This window comes from Kitasatospora sp. NPDC057500 (assembly GCF_042802195.1).
GTDB lineage: Bacteria > Actinomycetota > Actinomycetes > Streptomycetales > Streptomycetaceae > Kitasatospora.
Genome location: NZ_JBHVER010000045.1, coordinates 20,697 through 44,289 on the forward strand (window position 1 = coordinate 20,697; position 23,593 = coordinate 44,289).

The following is a 23,593-nucleotide window of genomic DNA, read 5'->3' on the forward strand; positions in this document are numbered from 1 at the left end:
TCGGGGGTAGGGTCGGGAGCCATGGTTCCCGTCCGACTCACCGGGCCCCGGCTGGCCGTCCGGGAGTTCCACCACACCCCCGAGGACGTGGGCGCGCTGCACGCGGTGTTCGGCGATCCGGAGGCCACCCGCTACCTCGCCTTCGAGCCGCGCGACCACGAGGACTGCGCGGACCAGATCGCCCAGTACCTGGAGGAGGCGGAGAAGGAGGACCGGACCGTCTACCGGCTGGCCGTCACCCGCCTCGCCGACGCCGACGACCCGGCCCGCGCCGTCCCGATCGGCAACGCCGCGCTCGGCCTCGGCCCGCACCGCTCCGCCCACCTCGGCTACGCCCTGCGCCGCGACGTCTGGGGCCGGGGGTACGCGGGCGAGGTCGTCGCCCTGCTGCGGGACCTCGCCTTCGGCCCGCTCGGCCTGCACCGGCTGCAGGCCCGGGCGGACGTCGACAACGCCGCCTCGATCCGGGTGCTGACCAGGGCCGGCTTCCGGCTGGAGGGCCTGGTCCGGCACGACTACCGGCGCGGGGACGGCTGGCGCGACGCCTACCAGTACGCGCTGCTCGCCGACGACGGGCCGGCCGGGGGCGCCGGTCAGGGGGGATAACCCCACCCCCGGTTCGCCGGGGAGCCGGATGTCCGGCCCGGGCGCGCTTTGACAGGCTGGAGGAGTCAGCAGGACAGACCCCACGAGCCCCGAACCGCGACCGACCCGAGGGACCGAGACCGGCCATGAGCACCCACAGCATGCAGCGCAACGAGTTCGACGCGTACGACGGCCGCGAGTACGGCGAGCACCACGCCTCGGCCCGCCGCATCGAGGAGCCGCCGTACGCCTGGCGGGCCCCGTTCACCTCCTACTTCTACCGCGAGGTCGGCTACACGCTGACCGGCCTCCCGGTCGCGGTCGTCGGCTTCACCGTGGCCGTCGCGCTGTTCTGCCTCGGCCTCGGCACCTTCGTCACCGTGCTCGGCCTGCCCGTGCTGGCCGCGCTGACCACCTTCGCCCGCGGCTTCGGCGGGCTGGAGCGCGCCCGGGTGCGCGGCATGCTCGCCCTGGACGTGCCCGGTCCGGCGCCGGTCCGCGCCGTCCGGCCGGGCGCCTGGGGCGCGATCACCGCCCGCCTCGCGGACGCGGCCGGCTGGAAGGCCGTGCTGTACCAGGTGGTGATGTTCCCGTGGGCGATCCTCAGCATGACGCTGTCGCTGGTCTTCCTCTGCGTCGGCTGGACGCTGGCGCTCTACCCCGTCTACCACTGGGTGTTCCCGCGCTACGTCGACTGGCCGGGCTACCGGGTCTTCGACTTCACCGGCGACGACGGCGTCCGGCACGAGTACTACATCGAGTCGCCGCTGCAGATCGCCGGCGTCTGCCTGCTCGGGATGCTGTTCGTCTTCCTGACCCCGCAGCTGGTGCGCGGCCTGACCAACGTCAACCGCCTCGCCGCCCGCGGCCTGCTCGGCCGCTGAGCACCCGGCCCGGCCCCGGCCCCACCCCGGCCCCGGCCCCGGCCACCCGCCCGGCCGCCCCCGGGTGCGGGCCGCCGGGGCCCGTGGTCGGATGGCCGCGATGGCCGACCGAACCGCCCGCGCCCCGGCCGCGCCCCTGGTCACCTCCCGCCCGCTGGACGAGTACTGCGGCCTCTTCGGCCTCACCCGCGCCGGGATCGCCGCCCTGCCGGGCCCGCTGCTCGACTGCCCCGGCGGCGCCGCCGGGCTGGCCGCCGAGGCCCGCCCGCTCGGCTGCCGGGTCATCGCCGCCGACCCGGTGTACGCCCGGCCGCCCGAGGAGATCGCCGCCCGCGCGCTGGCCGCCCGGGCCGCGATGGCCGCCTCGATGGCGGCCCGACCCGACCTCTACCCGGCCCGCCGGCACCGCCGGCCCGAGCACTACCTGCGCGGCTGGGACCGGGCCCGCCGGCTCTTCGCGGCCGACCGCGCCGCCCACCCGGGGCAGTACGTCGCCGCCGCGCTGCCCCGGCTGCCCTTCGCGGACGGCACCTTCGCCCTCACCCTGAGCGGCTACCTGGTCTTCGCCTACCCCGAGCTGTTCGGGCCGGAGCGGCAGGTGGCCGCGCTGGCCGAACTGGTCCGGGTCACCGCCCCCGGCGGCGAGGTCAGGGTCCACCCGCTGTACGACGGCGAGGGCCGCCGCACCGCCGCCCTGGACGCCGTCCGGCACGTGCTCGGCGAGCGCCGGATCGCCAGCGAGGTCCGCGTGCTGCCGCCCGCCGACCGGGGCGGACGCGCCCAACGGGTCCTCGTCCTGCGCCGGGCGGGGCACCCCGGCGACGACCGCAGGCCCCGGTAATGACCGCAAGTGGGTTTCACCCCTATACTCGCCGCCATGACCGAGACGTTGATCAAGCCGGCCGTGGCCTCGGACGCCGACCGGCTCACCGCCCTGATCCAGGACTGCTCCGCCTACCGCGGCGACTACGCGCCGATGATCGCCGGCTACCGGGTGACGGCCGACTACCTCGCCCGGCACGAGGTCCACCTCGCCGTCCGCGCCGCCGACGACCGGCTGCTCGGCTTCTACTCGATGATCACCGACCCCGCCGAGCTCGACCTCATGTTCGTCGCCGACGCGGCGCAGGGCCTCGGCATCGGCCGCCGGCTGATCACCCACCTGCTCGACCGCGCCCGCGCCATCGGCGTCAGCGGCAGTGTCCGGGTGATCTCCCACCCGCCCGCCGAGGCCTTCTACCTGAGGATGGGCGCCGAGCGGATCGGCACCTTCCCGGCCCGCCCGCCGATCGGCTGGGACCGCCCCGAGCTCCGCTTCGCCCTCTAGGGCCGGTCCCCGGACGCGGTCTGCGGCTGCGGCTGCGGCTGCTCTTGCTCCTGCTCCCGTTCCCGTTCCCGCTTCCGGGCCGGCTCGCCGCCCTGCTGCTGCGGCAGGAACGCCGGGGTGTCCAGCCCCGAGAGGATCTTCTCCGCCAGCCAGCTCCGGTCGGAGCCGAACGGGATGCCGTCCGGCGCCATCAGCCGCCCCGCCACCGCGTCCCGCAGCCGCCGGGCCTCGTCGGCCGGCAGCCGGGACATCAGCCCGCGCGCCGCCAGCAGCGCGTGGTACTGCTCGAACCCGGAGCGCGGGTGCTCGATCGCCTCCAGCACGCTCGCGAGGTCGGCCAGCGCCGGATCGCCCTGCATCAGCGCCAGCGCCTGGATCCGCCGCCCCTCCGAGCCGTCCGCGAACAGCTCCCGCACCTGGGCCGCCGTCAGCGCCGACCGCCGGGCCGTCGACCGCACCTCGGCGACCACCCGCTCCGGCCCGGCCGTCCGGTCCGCCGCCGGCACCGAGCCGGGCAGGTCGTCCGCCTTCCCGGTGCTGGTGCCGATCAGGCCCAGGTGCTGCATCGCCCGCATCCGCAGGTCGTCCGCGCCCACCTTGTCGCCCTTGCGGTCCTGGTCCTGCCCGGCCAGGAAGAGGTCCAGCGCCTGGTCCGCGCCGGAGAGCACCCGGGGCAGCGCCAGCCGGGTCAGCAGCCAGCCCGACAGGAAGCCGAGCAGCAGGAAGTAGAGGACCAGCGCCGCCGCGAACGGCGCCGTGCCCGGACCCCCGCCCAGGGTCGGGGCGAGCGTGTCGCCGAGCTGGTCGAGCCGCTCGCCGAGCGAGCCGAGCTGGGTCAGCCCGACGCCGAGCAGCACCTTGGTGAGCCAGTCCGAGACCTGCTCCAGGTTGGTGTTCGGCGCGTACGAGCCGTGGGACTCACCGCCCCCGGCGCCGTCCTGGCCGCCGGAGCCGCCGCGCACCCGGGGCACCCCGAACAGGAACCCCAGGGCGCCGCCGACCAAGGTCGCCGCGCAGGCCACCACCAGTCCGCCGCCCAGCGCCTGCCAGGGGTGCGGCCGTCCCAGCGAGAACAGCACCAGCCCCAGCAGCCCCGCGCCCGGCAGCGCCCCGGCCGCCGCCCGCTGCGCCGTCCGCACCAGCGCCGCCGCGCCGCCGGCCCGACCTGTCGTCGCCATCGCCCACCACCCCCAGTGCCCGCGCCTCCGCCCCTGCGGAGCGCGCGCCGACTCTAGCGGGGATGCCCCGCCAGGCCTGCGGACACACCCGAACAATCCCGGTGACGGCCCCGGTGACGGCCCCGGAGGCGGCCCCGGCGACGGTCCCGGACGGCCCGGGAACGCAGACGACCCGCGGGCTGCTCCTCGGCTCGGCCCGCGAGGGGCCGGGCGCCGAGGCACCGGGGATGTACCGGTGAGCCCGCGGGCCGGGTGACTGCTTGGAATTTCGCCTGCCGGAGGCCTGGGGCCCCACCCTGCGCAGGCAGGGGCGGCTCTAGCGAGCAGCCACCTCACGCATCCTGATGGAACTCAATTCAGGATCACCTCCTTTCAGTGTGCCGCCACCATAGGCAGCCCGCCGGGCGGAGGGCAACGCATTTTTCAGGCCCGTTCCCGGGCCCCTCGCCACGTGATCAGGCGGGCGTGGCCTCGGACTTGAACTTCGAGTAGTCGATGACCTGGTCGGCGGGCGGGGCCTGGACGGTCAGCGGCTTGTCGATCTCGGTGAAGTCCATCTGGCCGCCGTCGTCGCCGGTCTTCTCGACCCGCAGCGGGTACGGGGTGCCCTCGGTGGCGACGTGCAGGACGACCTCGTCGCCGCTGCTGTTCTTCGACTTCACGCTGAAGGTCTTCGCGCCGTTGACGGTGCCGGCCGAGCCCTTGGTGAGGTCGGTGGACTTGCCGTCGTCCAGGAAGCTCTTGGTGAGCTCCTTGAGGTTGCAGGCGGTGGTGAGCTCCTTCATCTCCGGGTCGTCCTGGACGCCCGCGATGTAGCGGCCCTTGAGGAGCTCGGCGGCCTTGGCGCCCTCAGCGCCGCCGCCGGCGACGTTGGTGATGAACTCGGCGTCGGGCTTCAGGAAGACCTGCTTGCCGTCGCCCAGCAGCTCGAACTTGCCCATCCCCGGCATGGTGATGCCGCCCTTGCACTGACCCTTGGTGTCCAGCGCGAGGTCGATGGTCATCTTCTCGGCGCCGTTGCCGACGGAGCCCGCGACCTTGACCGAGCCGGCGCCGGCCAGGGCGTCCTTGGCCTTCTTCTGGATCTCTTCGGCGCTGAGCTTGGCGGTGTCCAGCTTCGTCGCGGAGGGCTTGTCGTCACCGCAGGCGGTGGCGCCGGCCGCGAGCAGCAGACAGATCGCGGCGGTACTGGCAAGGCGCTTCGACAGCATGAGTGCTTCCTAACCCGGCGCGACAGAGCGCGTCCGAACGGGTGACTTACCCGCTCAGTATGATCGAAGGATTATTTATCCGATCTTGACGCGCCGCGCTGTTACAGCTTCGTGCCAGGACCGTGCTGCACCCGCCGCCCGGACATGACGAAGGCCCGGAGGACGAATCCTCCGGGCCTTCGGCTACTGAGTAGCGGGGACAGGATTTGAACCTGCGACCTCTGGGTTATGAGCCCAGCGAGCTACCGAGCTGCTCCACCCCGCGTCGGTGAACACAACCATACGGGGAAGCCGCCCGAATGGGAAATCGGTTCCACGTCCGCCCCTGCGCACCGCCCGGCACCCCACCCGGCCCGCCCGCCTCACCGCCCCCTCGTCGGCCGCCTCGCCGGCCCCCGCGCGGGGTGCCGTCCGGCCCGCGCCCTGGCCCAGGCGGCGACGCAGACCAGCGCCGCGAAGCACGGCACCATCAGCACCGCGTACACCAGCAGGAAGCCGCGCGTGCCGAGGTCGGCCGCGGCGTTCCAGGTGCCGTGCAGGGCCATCGCCAGGACCAGCCCGGCCGGCGCCGCCAGCCGGGCCAGCCAGCGGCGCCCGGTGCTGAGGGTGAGCGCCAGGCCCAGCCCGGTCAGCGCGGTGAACAGCGGGTGGGCGAACGGCGAGAGCAGGCCGCGCAGCACGAAGGTCTGCACGGTGCTGTCGAAGTCCCGCAGGCTCGGCGGCTCGCCGAGGCCGATGCTGTCCAGCCGCTGCTGCTGGTCGTCGGTGAACGCCCGCCCCAGGTAGAGCGCGTTCTCGGTGAAGGCGAAGCCGCAGGCGGTGACCCCGCCGAGCACCACTCCGGAGGCCAGGGCGCGCGGCCGGGAGCGGGCCCGCGGGTGGCCGGGGAGCGGGGCGGGGCGCGGGTGGGGCAGCGGGCGCAGGTAGGGGCGCAGTCGCAGCCGGACGCGGGCGTGCGGCAGGGCGGGCCGGCGCTCGTAGCCGCGCGGGCGCCGGGCGCCGGGGCGGCCGGGGCGCCGGGCCGCGCAGCGCGACCGCCGGCCGAGCGGCAGCAGCAGGACGAGCAGCGCGGCGCCCTTCGCGCCCTCCTCGATCACCGGGGTGACCAGATCGGCGCCCAGCGCCTCGCCCAGGCTGCCCTGATGGGCGGTCAGGTAGCTGCTGGTCCAGCCGTTGGCGAGGATCGCCACGGTGGTGGCGGCGCAGGCGCCCCAGCCGAGGCAGAAGACGGTGTGCCGCAGCGGCACCCGGGCGGTCTGGTTGAGCCAGGCGAGCCCGCCGAGCACGAAGGGCAGCGGGACCGTCGCCAGTCCGAGGCCGACCAGCAGTCCGGCGGTGCCGGTCTGGCGGCGGACCAGGTGGAGGATCAGCACGCCGCAGCCGGCCAGGGTCAGCACGACGGACGCGGTCACGGCGGAGAAAGCCACCGACCGGAGCGAGCGCGGGGCAGCGGCGGCGGGGGAGGAGGGTGAGGCGGTGGTGGCGGTCGTGGCGGTCGCCTCGGGGGCGGGCACGAGCCGCTGCGCCCGGCGCCTCCGCGGCCCCGGGATGGTCCGGGTGCCGGCGGTGGGCGTGGGCATCTCTCGGTCGTCGGCGGCCCGCACGGTGATGTGGTACCCACCGCCGGACGGGGCGCTCACGCGCCACAGGTTAGGCCACACCGCCCGGCGGCCGGGGGGACCCGGCGCGGACTCCCCGCTCCGGCCCGGCCGGCCGGCGGACGCCGGGGCCCGCGCGGCCTCCCGGGTCGAACACCCGGCGGGGGTTCAGCGGCGGCGGAACAGCAGGTCGTGCACCACGTGGCCCTTGGCGATGCCGGCCCGTTCGAACTTGGTGACCGGGCGCCAGTCGGGCCGCGGCGCGTAGCCGGGGACGGAGCCGTCCGGGTGGTCCGCCGGCTCCAGCCAGCCGGTGCCGTCGCCCTCGGGGTGCAGGTTCTCCAGCTCCGGGGAGGCGGACAGCACGGCGAGCATCTGCTCGGCGTACGGCTCCCAGTCGGTGGCGCAGTGCACCAGCGCGCCGGGCGCCAGCCGGGGGAGGACCAGGTCCAGGAAGGTCGCCTGGACCAGTCGGCGCTTGTGGTGCTTGGGCTTGGGCCACGGGTCGGCGAAGTAGACCCGCAGGCCGGCCAGCGAGGCGTCCTGGAGCATGTCGCGCAGCAGGATCACGGCGTCGCCGGCGGCCGGGCGGACGTTGGTGCTGCCGTCGCGCTCCAGCAGGCCGAGCAGGTTGCCGTGGCCGGGGGTGTGGACGTCGGCGGCCAGGATGCCCGTCGAGGGGTCGGCGGCGGCCATCGCGGCGGTGGTCTCGCCCATGCCGAAGCCGATCTCCAGGGTGACCGGCAGGCCGTCGAACAGCGCGGGCAGGTTGAGCGGGGTGCCGTCGATGGCTATGCCGTACTTCTCCCAGCCCCGGTCCAGCGCGCCCGCCTGGGCGTTGGTCATCCGGCCCCGGCGCGGCTGGAAGCTGCGGATGCGCCGCTCGCTGTGCTGGGCCTCGGTGGCCTTGTGCGGGTACATCGGCGCGGGGTACGCGGCGGGCGCCGCGGAGAGCCGGGCGGAGGGCGATGGCTGGGGGATCGGGGCGGAGGCAGTCACAATCACCCGAGTCTACGGGGCCGTCCGGCGCGGACCGCGGGCCCTGTGACGGTCCCCACGTCCCCGGGCGGCGGCCGTCCTCAGCCGCCCGCCGCCAGCGCGGCCAGCGCCCGGCGGGCCACCTCCCGGCCGATCGGCAGGGAGGCCGTCGCCGCCGGGGAGGGCGCGTTCAGCACGTGCACCAGGCGGCGGGTGGAGCGCGGGTCGTCCGGGCCGAAGCCGGCGAAGGCGAAGTCGTCCAGCAGCGAGCCGTCCCGGGCCACCGCCTGGGCCCGCACGCCCGCCCCGGCGCGGACCAGGTCGGCCGGGGTGACGGCGGGCAGCAGCCGCTGGACGGCGGCGGTGAACGCCCGCTTGGAGAGCGAGCGGTGCAGCTCGCCCACCTCGTACCGCCAGTGCCGGCGGGCGATCCGCCAGGTGCCGGGGAAGGCGGCGGTGCCGGCGAGGTCGCGCGGCCGCACGGTGCGCCAGTCGTAGCCCTCGCGGGCCAGCGCCGGGACGGCGTTCGGGCCGACGTGCACGTCCCCGTGCACGCCCCGGGTCAGGTGGACGCCCAGGAACGGGAACGCCGGGTCGGGGACCGGGTAGACCAGGCCCCGGACCAACTCCCGCCGCTCCTTGACGAGTTCGTAGTACTCGCCGCGGAACGGCACGATCCGCACGCCGGGGTCGTCGCCGGCCAGCCGGGCGATCCGGTCGCTGTGCAGGCCCGCGCAGTTCACCAGCACCCGGCAGCGCAGCTCGCCCGCCGAGGTCTGCACGGTGACGCCGTCGGCCCGCCGGGCGACCGCGCGCAGTTCGGCCCCGGTGCGGATCTCCGCCCCGGCCTCGCGGGCCAGCCGGGCGTAGGCGGCGGCCACGGCGGGGAAGTCGCAGATGCCGGTGGTCCCGATGTGCAGCCCGGCGATCCCGGTGACCTGCGGCTCGTACCCGGCGATGCCCCGGCGGTCCAGTTCGGTGACCGGGATGCCGTTGGCCCGGCCGCGTTCGGCCAGGGTGCGCAGCCGGTCCAGTTCGGCGGGCCCGGTGGCGACGATCAGCTTCCCGGTGACCTCGTACGGGACGGCGTGGGCGCGGCAGAACTCCACCATCTCGGCGGCGCCGGCCACCGCGTACCGGGCCTTGAGCGAACCGGGCCGGTAGTAGACGCCGCTGTGGATCACCCCGCTGTTGCGCCCGGTCTGGTGGGAGGCCAGGACGGGCTCCTTCTCCAGCACGGTGAGCCGCAGCCCGGGCCGGGCCCCGGTCAGCGCGTACGCCGTGGCGAGCCCGACGATCCCGCCCCCCACCACCAGCACGTCGACGTCGTACCGCACGGCCCGCTCCTCGCCTCGCCTCGTCCGACCGCCCCCGTCCGTCCGCGATGCTGCCACGTCGGCGGGGGCCGGTCGAGGGGGTCGGCCTCGCGGCCGGCGCCGACGGGCCGGCGCCGACCGGGTCAGGCGGGTGCGACGATCACCGCGCGGGCCCGTTCGGTCAGTTCGCGGACCCGGCGCTCGCCCTGGAACGGCTCCAGCCGGCGCAGCATCTCCACCACGTACTCGCGGCTGCGCTGCGAGGAGATCCGCCCGGCCACGTCGACGGCGCGCTCGCCGGCCGCGACCGCCGCGTCCAGGTTGCCGGCCTCGGCCTCGGCCATCGCGGAGACCACCAGCCGCAGGCCGTGCGAGCGGACGAACCCCTCGGTGGGCCGCGCCAGCGCCTCGCGGGTGAACTGGCGGACCTTGGAGGGCACACCGAGGTCGCGGAAGCACTCGGCGGCGTCGGCGGCGAGCCGGTCGTAGGCGTAGAAGTCGATCCACGCCGGATCGGGATCCCCGGCGCGCGCCCGTTCGAGGGCGCTCTCCGCGGCACCGAGCGCCGTCGCGCACGCCGCCGCGTTGCGGGCCTTGGCCTGGGCCCGCGCCTCGACCAGGTGGAAGAAGCTCATCGTCCGGGCGGTGGCCAGGCCCCGGTTGCGCTCCAGGGCGGCCTGGGCGAGGTCCACGGCCTCCTCGGCGAAGCCCCGGTAGCCGGCCTGGAGGCTCATCGAGGCCAGGACGTAGCCGCCGAGCGGGACGTCCGCGGCGGCCCGGGCGAGCCGCAGGGCCTGGATGTAGTACCGCTGGGCGGCCTCGTGCTGGCCGGTGTCGAAGGCCATCCACCCGGCCAGCCGGGTGAGTTCGGCCGTTGCGCCGAACAGCGCCCGGCCCACCGCGTCGCTGTACGAGGCGAGCAGCAGCGGCGCCGCCTCGACCCGCAGGCACTCCGGCACCATCGACGAACGCCAGTCCCCGCCACCGTACTTGGAGTCCCAGCGGCGGGCCTCCTGGGCGGCCTCGCGGAGCTTGGCGGCGTCCGAGTGGCCGACCCGGAAGGAACCGGCCTCGGCGGGGGAGCGCGGCACCTCGCGGGCCACCGAGCCGTCGGCGGGGGTGATCAGCCAGCGGGAGACCGGGGTCGCGTACGCGGCGACCGAGAAGGTGCCGGCCAGGCTGTCGCTCCAGCGCCCGCCGCCGGGGCCGCGCCGCAGGTCGAGGTCGACCCGCCAGAGGTCGGTGGCGGAGCGGACGGCGTCGGGGACCTCGCGCGGGAAGGCGAGGCCGAGTTCGGGCGCCGGGTCGGTGTCGCCGAGGCCGATCTCCTCCAGCGGCACCGGCCGGCCGAGCTTGCCGCCGATCGCGGTGGCGATCAGGTGCGGGACGGGGCCCTGCGGCACCATGCCCTTGCTCACCCAGCGGGCCACCGAGGTCTTGTCGTAGCGGAGCGTCAACCCGCGCTGCGCGCCGAGGTCGTTGACGCGGCGGGCCAGCCCCGCGTTGCTGATCTGGGCGAGGGTCAGGAGCGTGCCGAGCCGTTCGTTCGGTCCTCGTGGGCTGACGGTCATGGTGGCGGCGGCACCTCCTGCGGCCTTGTGCGCGGGGCCCGGGCGGCACCGGGCCGTAGCTGCTGTACCTAGAGTAGTCGGACGCGTTCCGACGGTTAAGAGGCCGCATTCCGGATGGCGGGATCGTGCGCCCGGCCCCGGGCGGCGGGGGCTCCGGGGGATCGGCCGCGACCGCCCGGATCCGGCCGTCCCGGGGCGTCCGGGCGGAGCGCCGGAGCGCCGTGCTCCGGTCCCGTGTCGATGTGCGCCCGGCCGTGCCCCCTGGCCCGACCGGCTGGTCGGCGATTCGCTGGTGGTCGTGGGTCGGCCCGCCGTCGAGGACCCGGCGGGCCGGGGGACGCCGCCGCCTACATCCCCGCGGGCGGTGGCGACGTCCGGGAGGGCATGCGGATGCCCTCCCGGGCAGAGCGACGCCTTTCGGCCATTTCGCGATGGCCATGACAGGGCGCCGTGGAGGGCGGTCCGGGCCGAGGAGGGGGAGGCCCGGCCCGCCCTGACGGGGACGCCCGTCCGGGGGATCGCCCGGATGTTCGACACTGTGCGTCGCCGCCCGGTACGCGCCCTCCCCGGCGCGTACCGGAAACGACAACTCCGGTCGCCGGGCGTACGACCGGTGGCACCATGTCTTCTGACGGTGCGCCAGGGATCGGCCGGGGGGACCGCCCGCTGAAGGGCGCGCCGCACGGTGCTGGTCCTCGTGCGGTGGAGGCGCGATGCGGTGGCTGACGGGCTGGTGCACGGGCGCGCCCCGACCGGGCGCACCGGCGCACGAGCCGCCCGGCGCGGTCGCCCCGATCGCCGCGCGCCCGCTGTGGAGCGGCCCCGACCCGCTCTGGGCGGTCGGCGACTGGCGGCCCGAGGAGATCCGCCTGGTCACCCTGCGGCCCGGCGCCCCCGCCACCGTCACCACCGGGCCCACCGCCCCGGACCCGGTCGAGGCCGGACCGGCCGTCCTGCGCCTCGCCGTCCTCGGCCCCTGCGGCGCCACCGACGCCGAACTCGCCGCCGGCCTGGCCGCCGCCCGCGGCGGCGCCGTCCGCCACCTCACCGCCTGGCCCGGCGGCTACACCGTGGTGCTGCGCAGCGGAGTCCGGTCGACCGTGCTGCTCACCGACCTGGCCGGCGCCCAGCCCGTCTTCCACACCCCCTGGGGCGGCGGCACCGCGTACGCCACCGCGGCGCTGCCGCTCGCCGACCTGGTCGGCGCGCCGCTGGACACCGGCCACCTCGCCGCCCGGCTCGCCTGCCCCGAGGCCCCGGAGGCGCTCGGCACCGGCACGCCCTACCTCGGCGTGCGGCGGGTGCCGCCCGGGCACGCGCTGGGGCTGCGGGACGGGCGGCCGTACCTCTCCGGGTACGACGAGCCGGGCGCCGGCGGGGCGCGCGGGCGCGGCGAGGCGGCGGCCGTCGGGGAGCTCACCCGGGCCCTGCTGGAGTCGGTCCGCTTCCGGGTCCGCACCAGCCCGGCGGCGCCGCCGGGCCGGGCCAGGCTCGGCGTCGACCTCTCGTACGGGACGGCGTCCGCCACGGTCGCCCTGCTCGCCGCCGCCGTACCGCGTCAGCCCGGTCCGCCGCCCGCCGGCGGGCCGCCCGCCGGGTCCTGGCCCGCCGGGTCCGGTCCGGCCGGGTCCGGGCCCAGGGGGGCGCGCACCGGGGCGGTGAAGGGCTCCTGGGCCCGCGCCGCCGGCCGGCCGCGGACCGCCCCCGAACCGGTCGCCGCCGTCACCTCGGGCGGGACGGCGCCGCCCGCCCCGGCACCGGACGTCCCCCGGCTGCGCCACACCGTGCTCGCCGTCGGCCCGGACACCCTCCCGTACGCGGACCTGCGCACCGACCCGACGGCCGGCCGGCTCACCGACGAGCCCGGGCCGGAACTGGTCACCGCGGCCTGGGCCGGCGCCCGGTTCGAGGCGGGCGGCACCGACCACCTCACCGGCTACGGCGCCCGGCACGTCCTGGACGGGCACCCGGCCCGGCTGGCCGACCTGGTCCGGGCGGGGCGGTCACGCGAACTCCTCTCCCCGGTGGCCGCGCTGGCCGGTGCCGACCGGGCGACCGCCGGCGTCCTGGCGGGCGCGCTGCGGACCCCGCTCACCGTGCTGCGCGCCGCCCACCGCCTCGCCCGCGCCCGCTGGGCGGACGCGCTCGACGACACGGCCGTGCGGCTGACCCTGCGCCGCACCTCCGACGGCGGCGGCACGGCGGGTACCCGCTCGGTGGACGACCTCGCCTGGGTGGTCCCGGGGCCGGCCGCCCGCTGGCTGTCCGACGAGGCGCTCTCCGCCGTCGCGCTGCGGCTCCGCCTGGCGGCGCGCGAACCGGCGCCCGGCGAACATCCGGGCGCGTACCGGGCCCGGCACGCCCTCCACCGGCACGCGCGCGGGTTCCGCACGCTGGTGCACGCCACCGAACAGCCCGGGCAGCGCCTGCACGCGCCCTTCCTCGACAACCAGGTGGTGCGCGCCGCCCGGCTGCTCCCGGACGACGTCCGCCTCCAGCCCGGGGCCCGGCACGCGCTGCTGCGGTCCGTCCTGGCCGGCACCGGGCGCACCGACCTGCCGTCCGACTGGGGCCGCACGCCCCGCCCCGACCGCACGGCCCCCGCCCGCGCGGGTCTGCGGCTCGCCGCCGACGGCCTGGCCGAACTCTTCGACGCCCCCCTGCTCGCGGAGGCCGGCCTGATCGACCTCCCCGCCGTCCGCACCGCCCTCACCCGCGCCGCCGACCAGTCCGCCCCCCTCCCGCCCGCCACCCTCGCCGGCCTCGCCGACCTGGTCGCCACCGAACTCTGGCTCCGCCGCATCCGGGCCCGCCGCCACGGCGCCTGCTGGACCGGCCTCCCCCACCCCACCCACCCCGCCCTCACCCCCACCCGCTTCCCCTGACCCACCCCCGGAGCGAAAAGTCGGCCGGCCCGACTTCCTGCGCCAGTGAATATGCAGACCGGTCTACTGATTCTGGTTTCCATCCCCGGCGCGCCAGGAGTGGAAAGTCGGCCCGTCCGACTTCCTGCGCTCCCGGGCCTTTCCCCGCCGGCCGCCGGACCCGCCGCCGGACCCGCCGTTGGACCCGCCGCTGGAGCCGTCCCGGCCGCCGCCCGGCCGCGCCGCGGCGGCCCGCCCCGCCAGCCCCTCGCCTCCAAATATGCAGACCGGTCTACTGATTTCACCCGAGCCGGCTCCTCCGCGCGAATCGCCGGAGTGGAAAGTCGGCCAGGCCGACTTCCTGCGCCCGTGAATCTCTTCCTGCGCCCATGAATCTGCAGACCGGTCTACTGATTCACTCACCCGCCCCCCGGAGCGCGCGGAGTGGAAGCGGAGTGGAAAGTCGGCGGAGCCGACTTCCTGCGCGGCGGGTTCGCGGCGGCGGGCTCGGGGGTGTGTTCGGCGCGGCTCGGGGGCTGGGCGGGGGTCGGGCGGCGATCATGGCGAGGCATCCCGTCCCCCCTGCCCCGTCAACCCCCGCCGTTCCCGTTACCCCCGCCGTTCCCGTTACTCCCGTTGCTCCTGCTTTCCCCCGCACCCACGGAGGTCGTGGTGACCAGTGCCAGTCCGGACCAGTCCGTTCCCGTCGTGCTCTCGGTGCTCGGGCGGCCGCCGACGGGGCGGCCGCCGGGGGTGCTCGCGGCGTGCGACGGGTCCGACGGCTCGCTCTGGGCGCTGGAACGGGCGATGACCGAGGCCGAGTTGCACGGCCTGCCCCTGTACGTGCTCGCCGTCGTCAACCCGGCGCCCGCCGGCTACCCGCCGGGGATGGCCGAGCTGGTCCAGGAGAGCGTGGAGACCCTGGTCGAGTCGATGGCCGACGGCCTGCGCCGCTCGGTGGCCACCGTCCAGCAGGCCCGCCCGCACCCCTGCACGGCCGAGATGTCGCTGCACGTGGTGCTGGGCAATGTGATCGAGGTCCTGCTGGCCGCCTCGGCCCGGCAGCACACCCTGGTGCTCGGCACCCGGGGCAACGGCGGCTTCACCCGCCTCCTCCTGGGCTCGGTCAGCAGCGCCGTCGTCCACCACGCGGCCTGCCCCGTCCTGGTCGTCCCCGCCCCGCCCGCGACCTGAGCCCGGGCGGCACGCCCAGGGGGGCGCCGGGAATGTCCCGAGATGGTTCACCGTTCACCGATCTCGGACCACACGCTCATCCCCACCTCCCTGGAGCCCCCGTCATGAAGGTCGAGATCTACTCCGACATCGCCTGCCCCTGGTGCTACATCGGCAAGCGCCGCTTCGAGCAGGCGCTCGACGGCTTCGCGGGCAAGGAGAACGTCGAGGTGGTCTACCGGCCGTACCAGCTGGTGCCGGACGCGCCCGCCACGGCCAGCCCGCACCGCGAGTGGCTCGCCGAGCGCTACGGCCCGCAGTCCGTCGCGATGGACGCCCGGGTCGCCGAGCTGGGCCGCGCCGAGGGCATCGGCTACGACTTCGACGCCGCCCTGCACGCCAACACCTTCCTCGGCCACCGCCTGCTGCACCTGGCCGAGACCGAGTACGGCGCGCAGGCCCAGGGCCGCCTCAAGGAGGCCCTGCTCAAGGCGCACTTCACCGACGGCGTGGACGTCGGCGACCGCACCGCGCTCACCGAGGTCGCCGTCGGCGCCGGCCTGGACCGCGACCGGGTGACCGCCTACCTCGCCGGCGACGAGGGCGCCGCCGAGGTCCGCGCGCAGCTGGCCGAGGCCCGCGAGCTGGGCATCACCGCCGTGCCGACCTTCGTCTTCGAGGGCAAGTGGGCCGTCCAGGGCGGCCAGGAGGCCGAGACCTTCCGCCGGGTGCTGGAGCAGGTCGCCACCGAGATCGGCGAGCACCGGCCCGCGCCGGTGCAGGTCGCCCCGGCCGGCGAGGCCTGCGCGGACGGCTCCTGCGCCATCTGAGCAGCACCCGACCGGCAGCCGGACCCGAGGCCCGTTTCAGACGCACCTGAAGCGGGCCTCGGCCCAGTCGGCCATGTTCAGCGCCGACCAGAAGCCGCTCGCCGGCGTCACCACCAGCTTGATCGACTTCTGCCCGTCCAGCGGCACGTGCACCGGCACCGCCGGGTCGCCCGCCCGCACCGGCTGCGAGCTCCACAGCGTCCGCCCGTCGCCGCCCTGGACCGAGAAGACCACGGCGCCGAGGGTCACGCTCAGGTCGTCCATCCCGGCCACCGCGTCGAAGGACGTGCAGGTGCGGTTGAGGTCGATCACCGTGGTCGCCGGCGCGTGCACGGTGATGCCGTGGCGGCGCTCGGTGCCGCCGACCGAGACGGTGTCGCGCTGCCAGAACCAGTCGCTCCCCTTCTGCCGGATGGCCGGTTCCGGCGGGGGCACCCGGTTGTTGCCGGGCTTGGTCACCGGCAGGTCGTCGCCCCAGAAGTCGCTCGGTGGCGGCGGGGTCGTGGGCGTCGGCACGACCACCGGCGGGACGGTCGGCGGAATGGTGGGCGTCGGGATCACCGGCACCTCGGGAAGCGGGACCACCGGCAGCTCGGGCGTCGGCACCGTCGGCAGCGGCGGCAGGCTCGGCTGCGGCGTCACCAGGACCGGGGTCTGCGGCTTGGCCGGCGTGGGCGTCGGCGCCGGTGCCGGGGAGGACTTCGCGGGCGCGGGCGTCGGCGAGGGCGCCGTGGTGGCCCGCGGCGCGCCGGACACGACCGGCGGCGCGGGCTTGGGCGGTGCGCTCGACGCCGGTGGCGCGGACGGTGCGGGGGCGGGCGGCTCCGCCGGGTCGGGCTCGGCGCTCGCCGCGTCCGGCTGCTGCGGCGCCGGTTCCGGGGCTGCCGGTTCGGGCGCGGGGGCAGGCGGCGCGGGCGACGCCGGGGCGGACGCCGGGGGAGCGGCCACCGGAGGCTTCGGCTCGGGCGAACCGGTGAGCGCGTACGCGGCGACGGCGGCGGCCGCCACCGCGATGGCGGCGGCGATGCCGGCCTTGGCGGCGGTGCCCAGGCCCTCCCCGGCCGCGCCCGCCCCGGCACCCGCCCCGCTGCCCCCGCCCGCGCCGGCGGCCCCGGCGCCACCCGCGGTACCCGTCGCACCGGCCGTACCCGCGGCAGCACCGCCCGTCGCAGCACCACCCGTCGCCGTACCCCCGGCCGCACCGCCCGCCGCGGCGGCCGCGGTCCCGGCCGCTGCGCCGCCGACCACCGCAGCCCCGCCCACGGCGGCCGCGGCGGCACCGAAGCCGCCCACGCCGACCCAGACCAGCACCCCGCCGGGCAGCAGCGCACGCAGCCCGTGGTTGATCTCGGACAGTTCCAGGCACGCCGCGGTGCACCGGTCGCACTCCTTGAGGTGCCCCCCGACCTCCGCCGAGGCCCGCTTGCGCAGCGAGCCGCGCGCGTACGCGCCGAGCCGGTTGGCGTACGCCTGGCAGGCCCGGTCCTGGCTGCCCGAGACGTGGGCCTGGAGGAACCCGGCGGCGAGCCGGTCGCGGGCCCGGTGGGCCTGGACGGCGGTCGCGTTGGCGGTCTTGCCGAGCATCACGGCGACCGTCTTGGGCGACTCCCGCTCGACCTCGGTGTGCCAGAGCACCATCCGGTCGTCCTCGGGGAGTTCGGCGTAGGCCTGCATCACCATGCGCTGGTCGGCCATCGCCATCGCCCAGGCGTCGGCGCCCGGGTCGGCCAGGTCGAGGTCGACGACGGCGGCCGAGGTCTGCGCGAACACACTGAAGTCGTCGACGAGTTGCTCGCGCCGCTCGCTGCGGGTCCAGGCCGCGGCGACGTTCCGCACGGCGGTCAGCAGATAGGCGCGGACGGCGAACTCCGGACCCTTGCCCGCCCTCAGCGCCTGAAGGGTGCGCGCGAACACCTCGCCCGCCAGGTCCTCGGCGGTGAAGCTGTCGCGGCAGCACGTCCGGGCGTAGCGGCGCACCGAGTCGACGTGCCGGCGGTAGATCTCCTCGTACGCGGTGTCGTCGCCGGCCCGCACCAGCGCGGTCAACTCGGCGTCGGAAGGCGGACGTTCGCCGTCGACCGGGTCGGCGGGCGCCGGCACGGTGGGGCGCGTCGGGGCGCCGGCGCCGACGAAGGCCTCGGGGGTGACGCCGCCGCGCCCGGCGGGGGCCTGCCCGGGTACGCGGCCCTGGGGGAAGGCGGCGGCGGAGGCGGAGAGCGTCTCGCGGCTGGGCATCCCGGCCTGGTCCGGCACCTGCCCCGGCCGGGCGGCGTCGGTACCCGGGCCGTCAGGACCCCAATCGGCTCCCCAGTCCGGTCCGGTCCCGGCGGACCGCCCGAAGTCGAGGCCGTAGCCGTAGTCGTTCTGTTCCTCGGCGCTCACAACGGACCCCAGATTCCACGACAGCCCCCGTAGTGTGGCAGGGCGCACGGGAGTGCGTGGGCGCACGAGCTCCCGCTGCACGGCGCCGAGGGCACGCGAACGGCGCGCATCGGGACATTGGCTCCAACCACGGGCAAAGGATGGCATAGCGCAGAGTTGGGCGGTAGCCGGACCGGCCGTGACCCACTCTTCCGTGGGGCCGTCGCGGATGTGTTCGCCCAGGGCACGGCGCCCCGGCGGGCGTCGCTCGCGCCGGGCGCGCGATCCGGTTCCCCGCGCCGCCCGGTTCAGCAACCTCCTTGCCCGCGACGGACGGTGGCCGTCCGGCGGGGTGACGTTCAGCGGGCCCGCAGGCCGTCCAGCAGGATCTGCAGCAGCCGGTCCGACGGGCCTTCGGCGGACTGGCCGTCCGCCTGCCGTTCGCCCGCCGCCGGCGCGGCTTCCCCGGACGCCGGGCCCGCCGCACCGGAACCGGAGGCCCCGGACGGAGCGGCGCCCGCCGGCCCGCCGCGCCACGCGTGCACCGGCACCGACGCCGTCAGCACCAGCACCACGTCCGCGACGGTGACCCCGGGCCGCAGCTCACCCGCCGCACCCGCGCGCGCCACCAGCGCCGCGAGCAGCTGCAGCAGCAGCCGCGGATCCGCGTCGGTCCCCAGCGCCGCGGCCTCGGCCTCGGTCGCCGCGACCCCGGTGTCCGGGAACCCGCCGACCACGGCCGCCGCCTCACCGCCCAGCGGCTCGTACCGGGTGAGGCCGAACCCGCCGGCCGACCCGGCCGGTTCCGCCGAGCGCTGCTCGGGCACCCGCCCGAGCTCCTCGGCGTACCGGAAGGCCTCCGGCGGCAGCAGCCGCCCGGCCCCGGTGGACACCGCGCGCGCCAGGTACCCGGCCAGCGCCTCCCACGCCCCCGAGCCGCCGTACAGCGACTCGCGCGCCTGGGCGGTCAGCCAGGCGACCTCCTCGGCCGCGATCCGCTGGACCAGCACCTCCTTGCTCGGAAAGCGCCGGTACACCGTGCCCACGCCGACCCCGGCCCGCCGCGCGACCTCCTCCATCGGCGCGCCGTAGCCGAACTCGCCGAACACCTCGCGGGCCGCACGCAGCACGCTCTCCAGGTTCCGGCGGGCGTCGACCCGCAGCCGCGCGCCCGGTGGAGGCCCGCCGGCCTGTGTCATCTCGCCGCCCCGGTACGGGACCGCGGCGTACGCCGTCCCGGTCGTCCCGGGCACGCCCGGCGCACCGGCGGTCCCGGGCGGCCCGGCCGCCTCGGCGGGGCCGCGTTGCTCCGGGACCACGCCCTGGCCGGGGTGTGCCGCACCCGCTCGCCCCAACAGTCGCTCCTGTTCCATCATCCCAACTCTCCCCCGCAGGCATCCGATTCCGGATCCTGTCGTCGCCCGCCCCTGCACCCCCCGGTGCAGCTAAGCCTGAAAGAAATGACCGATGACCCATCGCTTGTGCCGTTGGTGGTGCCGTCCGGGTGGCGCCCGACCGCGGGTGCGGCCGCGCGCAGTCCACCCGGACCCCGATCAGGCGGGCGCCGCCGGGTCGATCGGTGCGATCGGACCGGCGTGTCGGCGCCCGTCCGGGGCCTCGTCCGGGAACTACCCTTCCCCGGATCACGGTCCCGCAGTCGGGTTCTCCCGCCAACACTAGAACTGGCCGTAATGGCCGCTCCACGGTGCGTCGCCGCCAGTTGACATGGCAGTGGCCGCGCCGCCACACAATCCGACCATAGTTCACCGCCGTTCGAGGCCGAAAGTGCGTCAGAAACTCACCCCGGCAGCACATCCGTCCCCGCGAGGTCCCGGCGGCCCCATCCGTCACGGCACGGATGGTGGACAAGACGGCGCCGACGGTCCTTTATTGGTGGGCGTGATGGGGGCATGCCCGGTCGAAGGCGGGCGCGGGGCCCATCGACAGGAGGTGCGCCATCAGGATCCTGATCGTCGGCGGCGGGTGCGCGGGGATGTCCGCGGCGCTGCACCTCCAGCGCGGCCTGCGCGAGCGGCTGCGGCGCGGCGAGGTCCGGCTCACCGTGGTCGAGCCGCAGGCCTACCTCACCTACCACCCGCTGCTCGCGGAGGTCGCGGCCGGCACCATCGACCCCCGGCACGTGGTCGTGCCGCTGCGCCGCGAACTCACCGGGTGCCGGGTGCTCACCGCCAGGATCACCCGGATCGAGCACGCCGCCCGCCGGGCCTGGGCCGACGCCGCGGGACCGGGCGAGCCGCCCGCACCCGTCGAACTCGACTACGACGTCCTGGTGCTCGCCCCCGGCGCGGTCTCCCGCACCGCGCCCGTCCCCGGCCTGGCCGAGCACGGCCGGGGCTTCTCCACCGTCGGCGAGGCCGTCGGCCTGCGCGACCACGTCCTGGAACAGCTCGACCTGGCCGCCACCACCCGCGACCCGGCGCTCCGCCAGGCCGCGCTCACCTTCGTCTTCGTCGGGGCCGGCTACGCGGGCGTCGGCGCGCTCGCCGAACTGGAGGACATGGCCAGGTACGCCGTCCGCGGCCACCACAACATCACCCCGGAGGACCTGCGCTGGGTCCTGGTCGAGGCCACCGACCGGATCCTCGCCGAGGAGTCGCCCGAACTCGCCGACCACACCCTCGCCCAGCTGCGCGAGCGCAGCGTCGACGTCCGCCTGCGCACCACCCTGGAGTCGGCGGCCGACGGGGTCATGGCGCTCTCCGACGGCAGCCGGTTCGCGGCCCGCACCCTGGTCTGGACGGCCGGGATCCGCCCGAACCCGCTGCTGCGCGACACCGACCTGCCGCTGGACACCGCCGGCCGGGTCCGCTGCCTGCCCACCCTCCAGGTGCTCGGCCCGGACGGCCGCGCGCTGCCGGGGGCCTGGGCCGCCGGGGACGGCGCCGCCGTGCCCGACCCGGGGGCGGACGGGGCGCCGTGCGCGCCGAACGCCCAGCACGCCTTCGCCCAGGCCGCCCTGCTGGCCGCCAATGTGCTGGTGGCGCTGGACGGCGGACCGCACGCGCCCGGCATCGCCGAGTACCGGCCGGAGGCCCCGGCCTGTTCCACCTCGCTGGGCCTCGGCCGGGCGGTCGCCCACACCAGGCGCGGCGGGCGGCTCACCGGGCGGCGGGCCTGGTGGCTGCACCGGGCCCGGCACCTGCGCCGACTGCCGAGCGGCGAGCGCCGGGTGCGGGTCCTCGTGGACTGGGTGCTGGCGGGGCTGTTCTCCCGCGAGGTCGTCCCGCTCGGCCGGCCGGACCGTCGGGCTCCGGCCGACGAGCGGCCCGTGTGAGCCGCGCCGGCGGTGCGCCCGCCACCGCCCGGTCGGAGTACGGACACGGCCCTGTGGCCGATCGGAGGGCCACCCGTGGCGCGGGCGACTTCCGGAATCGGGCCTCCGCCTGACAGGATCTGCCCGACCGAGTCATTACCCCGTGTGCTGACGAGTGCACAAAAAGTGATGATATGTCTGGAACCCGAGGAAGCGGCCGTCGTTTGAACCTCATGCGCTGGAGCGCCCGGCTCACCGGAGTCCCGTGGCGTGCCACCCCGCCGTCCGGGGCCGGCACCGACCGCGCCGCGCCGTCCGGCGACGCCGTCGTGGTGCCCGGCCCCCGCGACCCCACCGGCACCGCCGGACCGCCCGACGCCCTCGACCCCACCGGCGTGCTCGACCCCCACCGGCCCCAGGACCTCCGCGAGGTCCTCAACCGCATCCCGGCCCCGGTCGCCGTCACCTACGGCCCGCTGCACCAGCTCGGCTACGCCAACCGCGCCTACCGCGAACTCTTCGGCGAACGCCCCACCGGCCTGCCCGCCTGCGACGCGCTGCCCGAACTCGGCACCCTCGGCGTCCTGCCCCTCATGGACCAGGTCATCCGCGGCGGCAGCCCCCGCAGCGTCAAGGCCCGCTGCATCCTCGGCCTCACCGGCAACCGCTACTACAACGTCTCCTGCGTCCCCCTCACCCGTGACCCGGGCCGCACCGGCCCCGGCGGCGAGCCCGTCCTTTCCACTCCAACGAGCGACGACCCGACCTCCGGAGTCCTCGTCTTCGCCGCCGAGGTCACCGACCAGGTCCTCGCCGCCGCCCGGCTGCGCGAGTCCGAGCGCCGCCACCGCGAGGCCGCCGTCACCCTCCAGCGCAGCCTCCTCCCGCAGAAGCTCGACCAGCCGGCCGACCTCCGGGTCGCCGCCACCTACCAGCCCGGCGGAGCCGAGGCGGCCGTCGGCGGCGACTGGTACGACGTCATCGCCATCGGCGGCGGCCGCACCGCCCTGGTCATCGGCGACGTCATGGGACGCGGCCTGCGCGCCGCCGCCGTCATGGGCCAGCTCCGCACCGCCGTGCGCGCCTACGCCCGCCTCGACCTCCCGCCGCACAAGGTGATGAGCCTGCTCGACGGCCTCGCCATGGAGATCGACGCCAACCAGATCGCCACCTGCACCTACGCCGTCTGGGACCCGCGGCGCCGCACCCTCGGCTACGCCTCCGCCGGCCACCTGCCGATCCTGCTGCGCTGCCCCGACGGCACCGTCCTGCGCAGCGAGGAACAGAACGGCCCGCCGCTGGGCACCGGGGGAGGCGTCCACCTCTCCCACACCCTGCGGCTGCTGCCAGGCACCACCGGCGTCCTCTATACGGACGGCCTGGTCGAACGCCGTGACGAGGACATCGACCAGGGCCTCGACCAGCTCGCCCGCACCCTCACCGGCGCGGTCGGCGCCCCCGACGTGGTCTGCGCCCGCCTGCTGAGGGCCATGGGCGTCACCTCCGAGCACGACGACGACGTCGCCGTCCTGGTCTTCCAGCTGCCGGCCGACGAGGAGTCGCCCGAACGGAGACGGGCGCTTGACTCGGCCGTCCGAGAGGTCTAGTGTTCTTCGAGCTGCCTGGCTGGGAGCACCGGACACGTATCTGCGCGGACGGTCCCGGGGTAGCCAATCCTCTGAAACACCACCTCTTCCCGGTTACGGGCCGAGGCGCGTCGTCTTTTCGACGTGTTCCGGCTCAGGGTTTATTCGGTGTGCCTGTTTTCGGGGATTGCGGCCGGATTCGCTTTTCGGAGCGGGGATCGGCTAGAGTTTGAAACGTCGGACGGGGCGTCAAGCCGCAGAAGACGCCAGCGAGTTGGATGAAGGAAGCGCCGGGAACGGCACGGAAAACATCTGATAAGCTGGAAACACGAAAGAACGAAGCGCCCGGAGGGCCGGTGTGAAAGCCGCCTGAAGGAAGCGTCCGTTCCTTGAGAACTCAACAGCGTGCCAAAAGTCAACGCCAGATATGTTGACATCCCCGGCCTCAGGTTTCCTGGGGTTGGAGATTCCTTTTGAAATAACACAGCGAGGACGCAGTGCGCGGGATCACCCTGTTCCGGTGGTTGCCGTGCCGCTCAACGCGGGTGTGAACCCGATTACGGGTAATCATTCACGGAGAGTTTGATCCTGGCTCAGGACGAACGCTGGCGGCGTGCTTAACACATGCAAGTCGAACGGTGAAGCCCTTCGGGGTGGATCAGTGGCGAACGGGTGAGTAACACGTGGGCAATCTGCCCTGCACTCTGGGACAAGCCCTGGAAACGGGGTCTAATACCGGATATGACCTGGGACCGCATGGTCTCGGGTGTAAAGCTCCGGCGGTGCAGGATGAGCCCGCGGCCTATCAGCTTGTTGGTGGGGTAATGGCCTACCAAGGCGACGACGGGTAGCCGGCC

16 protein-coding genes, 1 tRNA gene, 1 rRNA gene and 1 pseudogene are annotated in these 23,593 nt (G+C 75.9%); 10 read left to right on the plus strand and 9 right to left on the minus strand.

Features of this window, described 5'->3' with window-relative positions:
• Positions 1–21: 21 nt before the first annotated feature.
• From ACFU74_RS12955 to ACFU74_RS12970, 4 genes are all read left to right on the plus strand, one after another.
• Positions 22–606 (plus strand): GNAT family N-acetyltransferase, encoded by a 585-nt coding sequence (locus tag ACFU74_RS12955; RefSeq protein ID WP_380755715.1) that lies wholly within the window; start codon positions 22–24, stop codon positions 604–606.
• A gap of 125 nt (positions 607–731) precedes the next feature.
• A complete protein-coding gene (locus tag ACFU74_RS12960) occupies positions 732–1,469 on the plus strand; it encodes a sensor domain-containing protein (protein ID WP_380755717.1) in 738 nt (245 codons plus the stop codon).
• A 100-nt stretch (positions 1,470–1,569) separates the two neighbouring features.
• The gene (locus tag ACFU74_RS12965; protein WP_380755718.1) at positions 1,570–2,310 is read left to right on the plus strand and encodes a class I SAM-dependent methyltransferase; all 741 of its coding nucleotides are present in this window, start codon (positions 1,570–1,572) and stop codon (positions 2,308–2,310) included.
• Positions 2,311–2,346: 36 nt separating this feature from the next.
• Entirely contained in the window at positions 2,347–2,796 is a 450-nt protein-coding gene (locus ACFU74_RS12970) for a GNAT family N-acetyltransferase (RefSeq protein WP_380755719.1), read from the plus strand.
• On the opposite strand, the gene ACFU74_RS12975 is transcribed toward ACFU74_RS12970, so the two are convergent.
• The 7 genes from ACFU74_RS12975 to ACFU74_RS13005 form a co-directional block, all read right to left on the minus strand.
• Complete coding sequence (locus ACFU74_RS12975) at positions 2,793–3,974, minus strand: hypothetical protein (RefSeq protein ID WP_380755721.1); 1,182 nt, start codon at positions 3,972–3,974, stop codon at positions 2,793–2,795. The two genes, ACFU74_RS12970 and ACFU74_RS12975, sit on opposite strands and share 4 nt — an antisense overlap.
• A gap of 455 nt (positions 3,975–4,429) precedes the next feature.
• Positions 4,430–5,185 (minus strand): hypothetical protein, encoded by a 756-nt coding sequence (locus ACFU74_RS12980; RefSeq protein ID WP_380755722.1) that lies wholly within the window; start codon positions 5,183–5,185, stop codon positions 4,430–4,432.
• 191 nt (positions 5,186–5,376) lie between these two features.
• Positions 5,377–5,450 (minus strand) — tRNA-Met (locus ACFU74_RS12985).
• 97 nt (positions 5,451–5,547) lie between these two features.
• Positions 5,548–6,825, minus strand: coding sequence for a PrsW family intramembrane metalloprotease (locus ACFU74_RS12990; protein ID WP_380755723.1), 1,278 nt, complete (start codon positions 6,823–6,825; stop codon positions 5,548–5,550).
• 126 nt (positions 6,826–6,951) lie between these two features.
• Positions 6,952–7,782: a tRNA (guanosine(46)-N7)-methyltransferase TrmB gene (gene trmB, locus ACFU74_RS12995; protein ID WP_380755725.1), complete on the minus strand. Its 831-nt coding sequence runs from the start codon at positions 7,780–7,782 to the stop codon at positions 6,952–6,954.
• An 80-nt stretch (positions 7,783–7,862) separates the two neighbouring features.
• Positions 7,863–9,098 (minus strand): L-2-hydroxyglutarate oxidase, encoded by a 1,236-nt coding sequence (gene lhgO, locus ACFU74_RS13000; protein WP_380755726.1) that lies wholly within the window; start codon positions 9,096–9,098, stop codon positions 7,863–7,865.
• 122 nt (positions 9,099–9,220) lie between these two features.
• Positions 9,221–10,648 carry an MFS transporter gene (locus tag ACFU74_RS13005; protein WP_380755728.1) on the minus strand — a complete coding sequence of 476 codons (1,428 nt, stop codon included), beginning with the start codon at positions 10,646–10,648 and terminating at the stop codon, positions 9,221–9,223.
• 713 nt (positions 10,649–11,361) lie between these two features.
• Between ACFU74_RS13005 and ACFU74_RS13010 the strand changes: the two genes are divergently transcribed.
• The 3 genes from ACFU74_RS13010 to ACFU74_RS13020 all read left to right on the plus strand — a co-directional run bounded on the left by ACFU74_RS13010 (position 11,362) and on the right by ACFU74_RS13020 (position 15,515).
• Complete coding sequence (locus tag ACFU74_RS13010) at positions 11,362–13,533, plus strand: asparagine synthase-related protein (RefSeq protein ID WP_380755730.1); 2,172 nt, start codon at positions 11,362–11,364, stop codon at positions 13,531–13,533.
• Positions 13,534–14,184: 651 nt separating this feature from the next.
• The gene (locus ACFU74_RS13015; protein WP_380755732.1) at positions 14,185–14,706 is read left to right on the plus strand and encodes a universal stress protein; all 522 of its coding nucleotides are present in this window, start codon (positions 14,185–14,187) and stop codon (positions 14,704–14,706) included.
• Positions 14,707–14,810: 104 nt separating this feature from the next.
• Entirely contained in the window at positions 14,811–15,515 is a 705-nt protein-coding gene (locus tag ACFU74_RS13020) for a DsbA family oxidoreductase (RefSeq protein ID WP_380755734.1), read from the plus strand.
• 36 nt (positions 15,516–15,551) lie between these two features.
• Here the strand turns inward: ACFU74_RS13020 and ACFU74_RS13025 are convergent, their stop codons facing one another.
• Positions 15,552–17,897, minus strand: coding sequence for a sigma-70 family RNA polymerase sigma factor (locus ACFU74_RS13025; RefSeq protein ID WP_380755736.1), 2,346 nt, complete (start codon positions 17,895–17,897; stop codon positions 15,552–15,554).
• 338 nt (positions 17,898–18,235) lie between these two features.
• Positions 18,236–19,249, minus strand: coding sequence for a TetR/AcrR family transcriptional regulator (locus ACFU74_RS13030; RefSeq protein WP_380755738.1), 1,014 nt, complete (start codon positions 19,247–19,249; stop codon positions 18,236–18,238).
• A gap of 596 nt (positions 19,250–19,845) precedes the next feature.
• Between ACFU74_RS13030 and ACFU74_RS13035 the strand changes: the two genes are divergently transcribed.
• The 3 genes and pseudogenes from ACFU74_RS13035 to ACFU74_RS13045 all read left to right on the plus strand — a co-directional run.
• On the plus strand, positions 19,846–21,171 hold the full coding sequence (locus tag ACFU74_RS13035) for an NAD(P)/FAD-dependent oxidoreductase (RefSeq protein ID WP_380755744.1): 1,326 nt from the start codon (positions 19,846–19,848) through the stop codon (positions 21,169–21,171).
• 203 nt (positions 21,172–21,374) lie between these two features.
• Positions 21,375–22,700: pseudogene (locus ACFU74_RS13040) on the plus strand (PP2C family protein-serine/threonine phosphatase); the annotation flags it as partial.
• A gap of 606 nt (positions 22,701–23,306) precedes the next feature.
• Positions 23,307–23,593, plus strand: a 16S ribosomal RNA gene (locus tag ACFU74_RS13045); the annotation flags it as partial.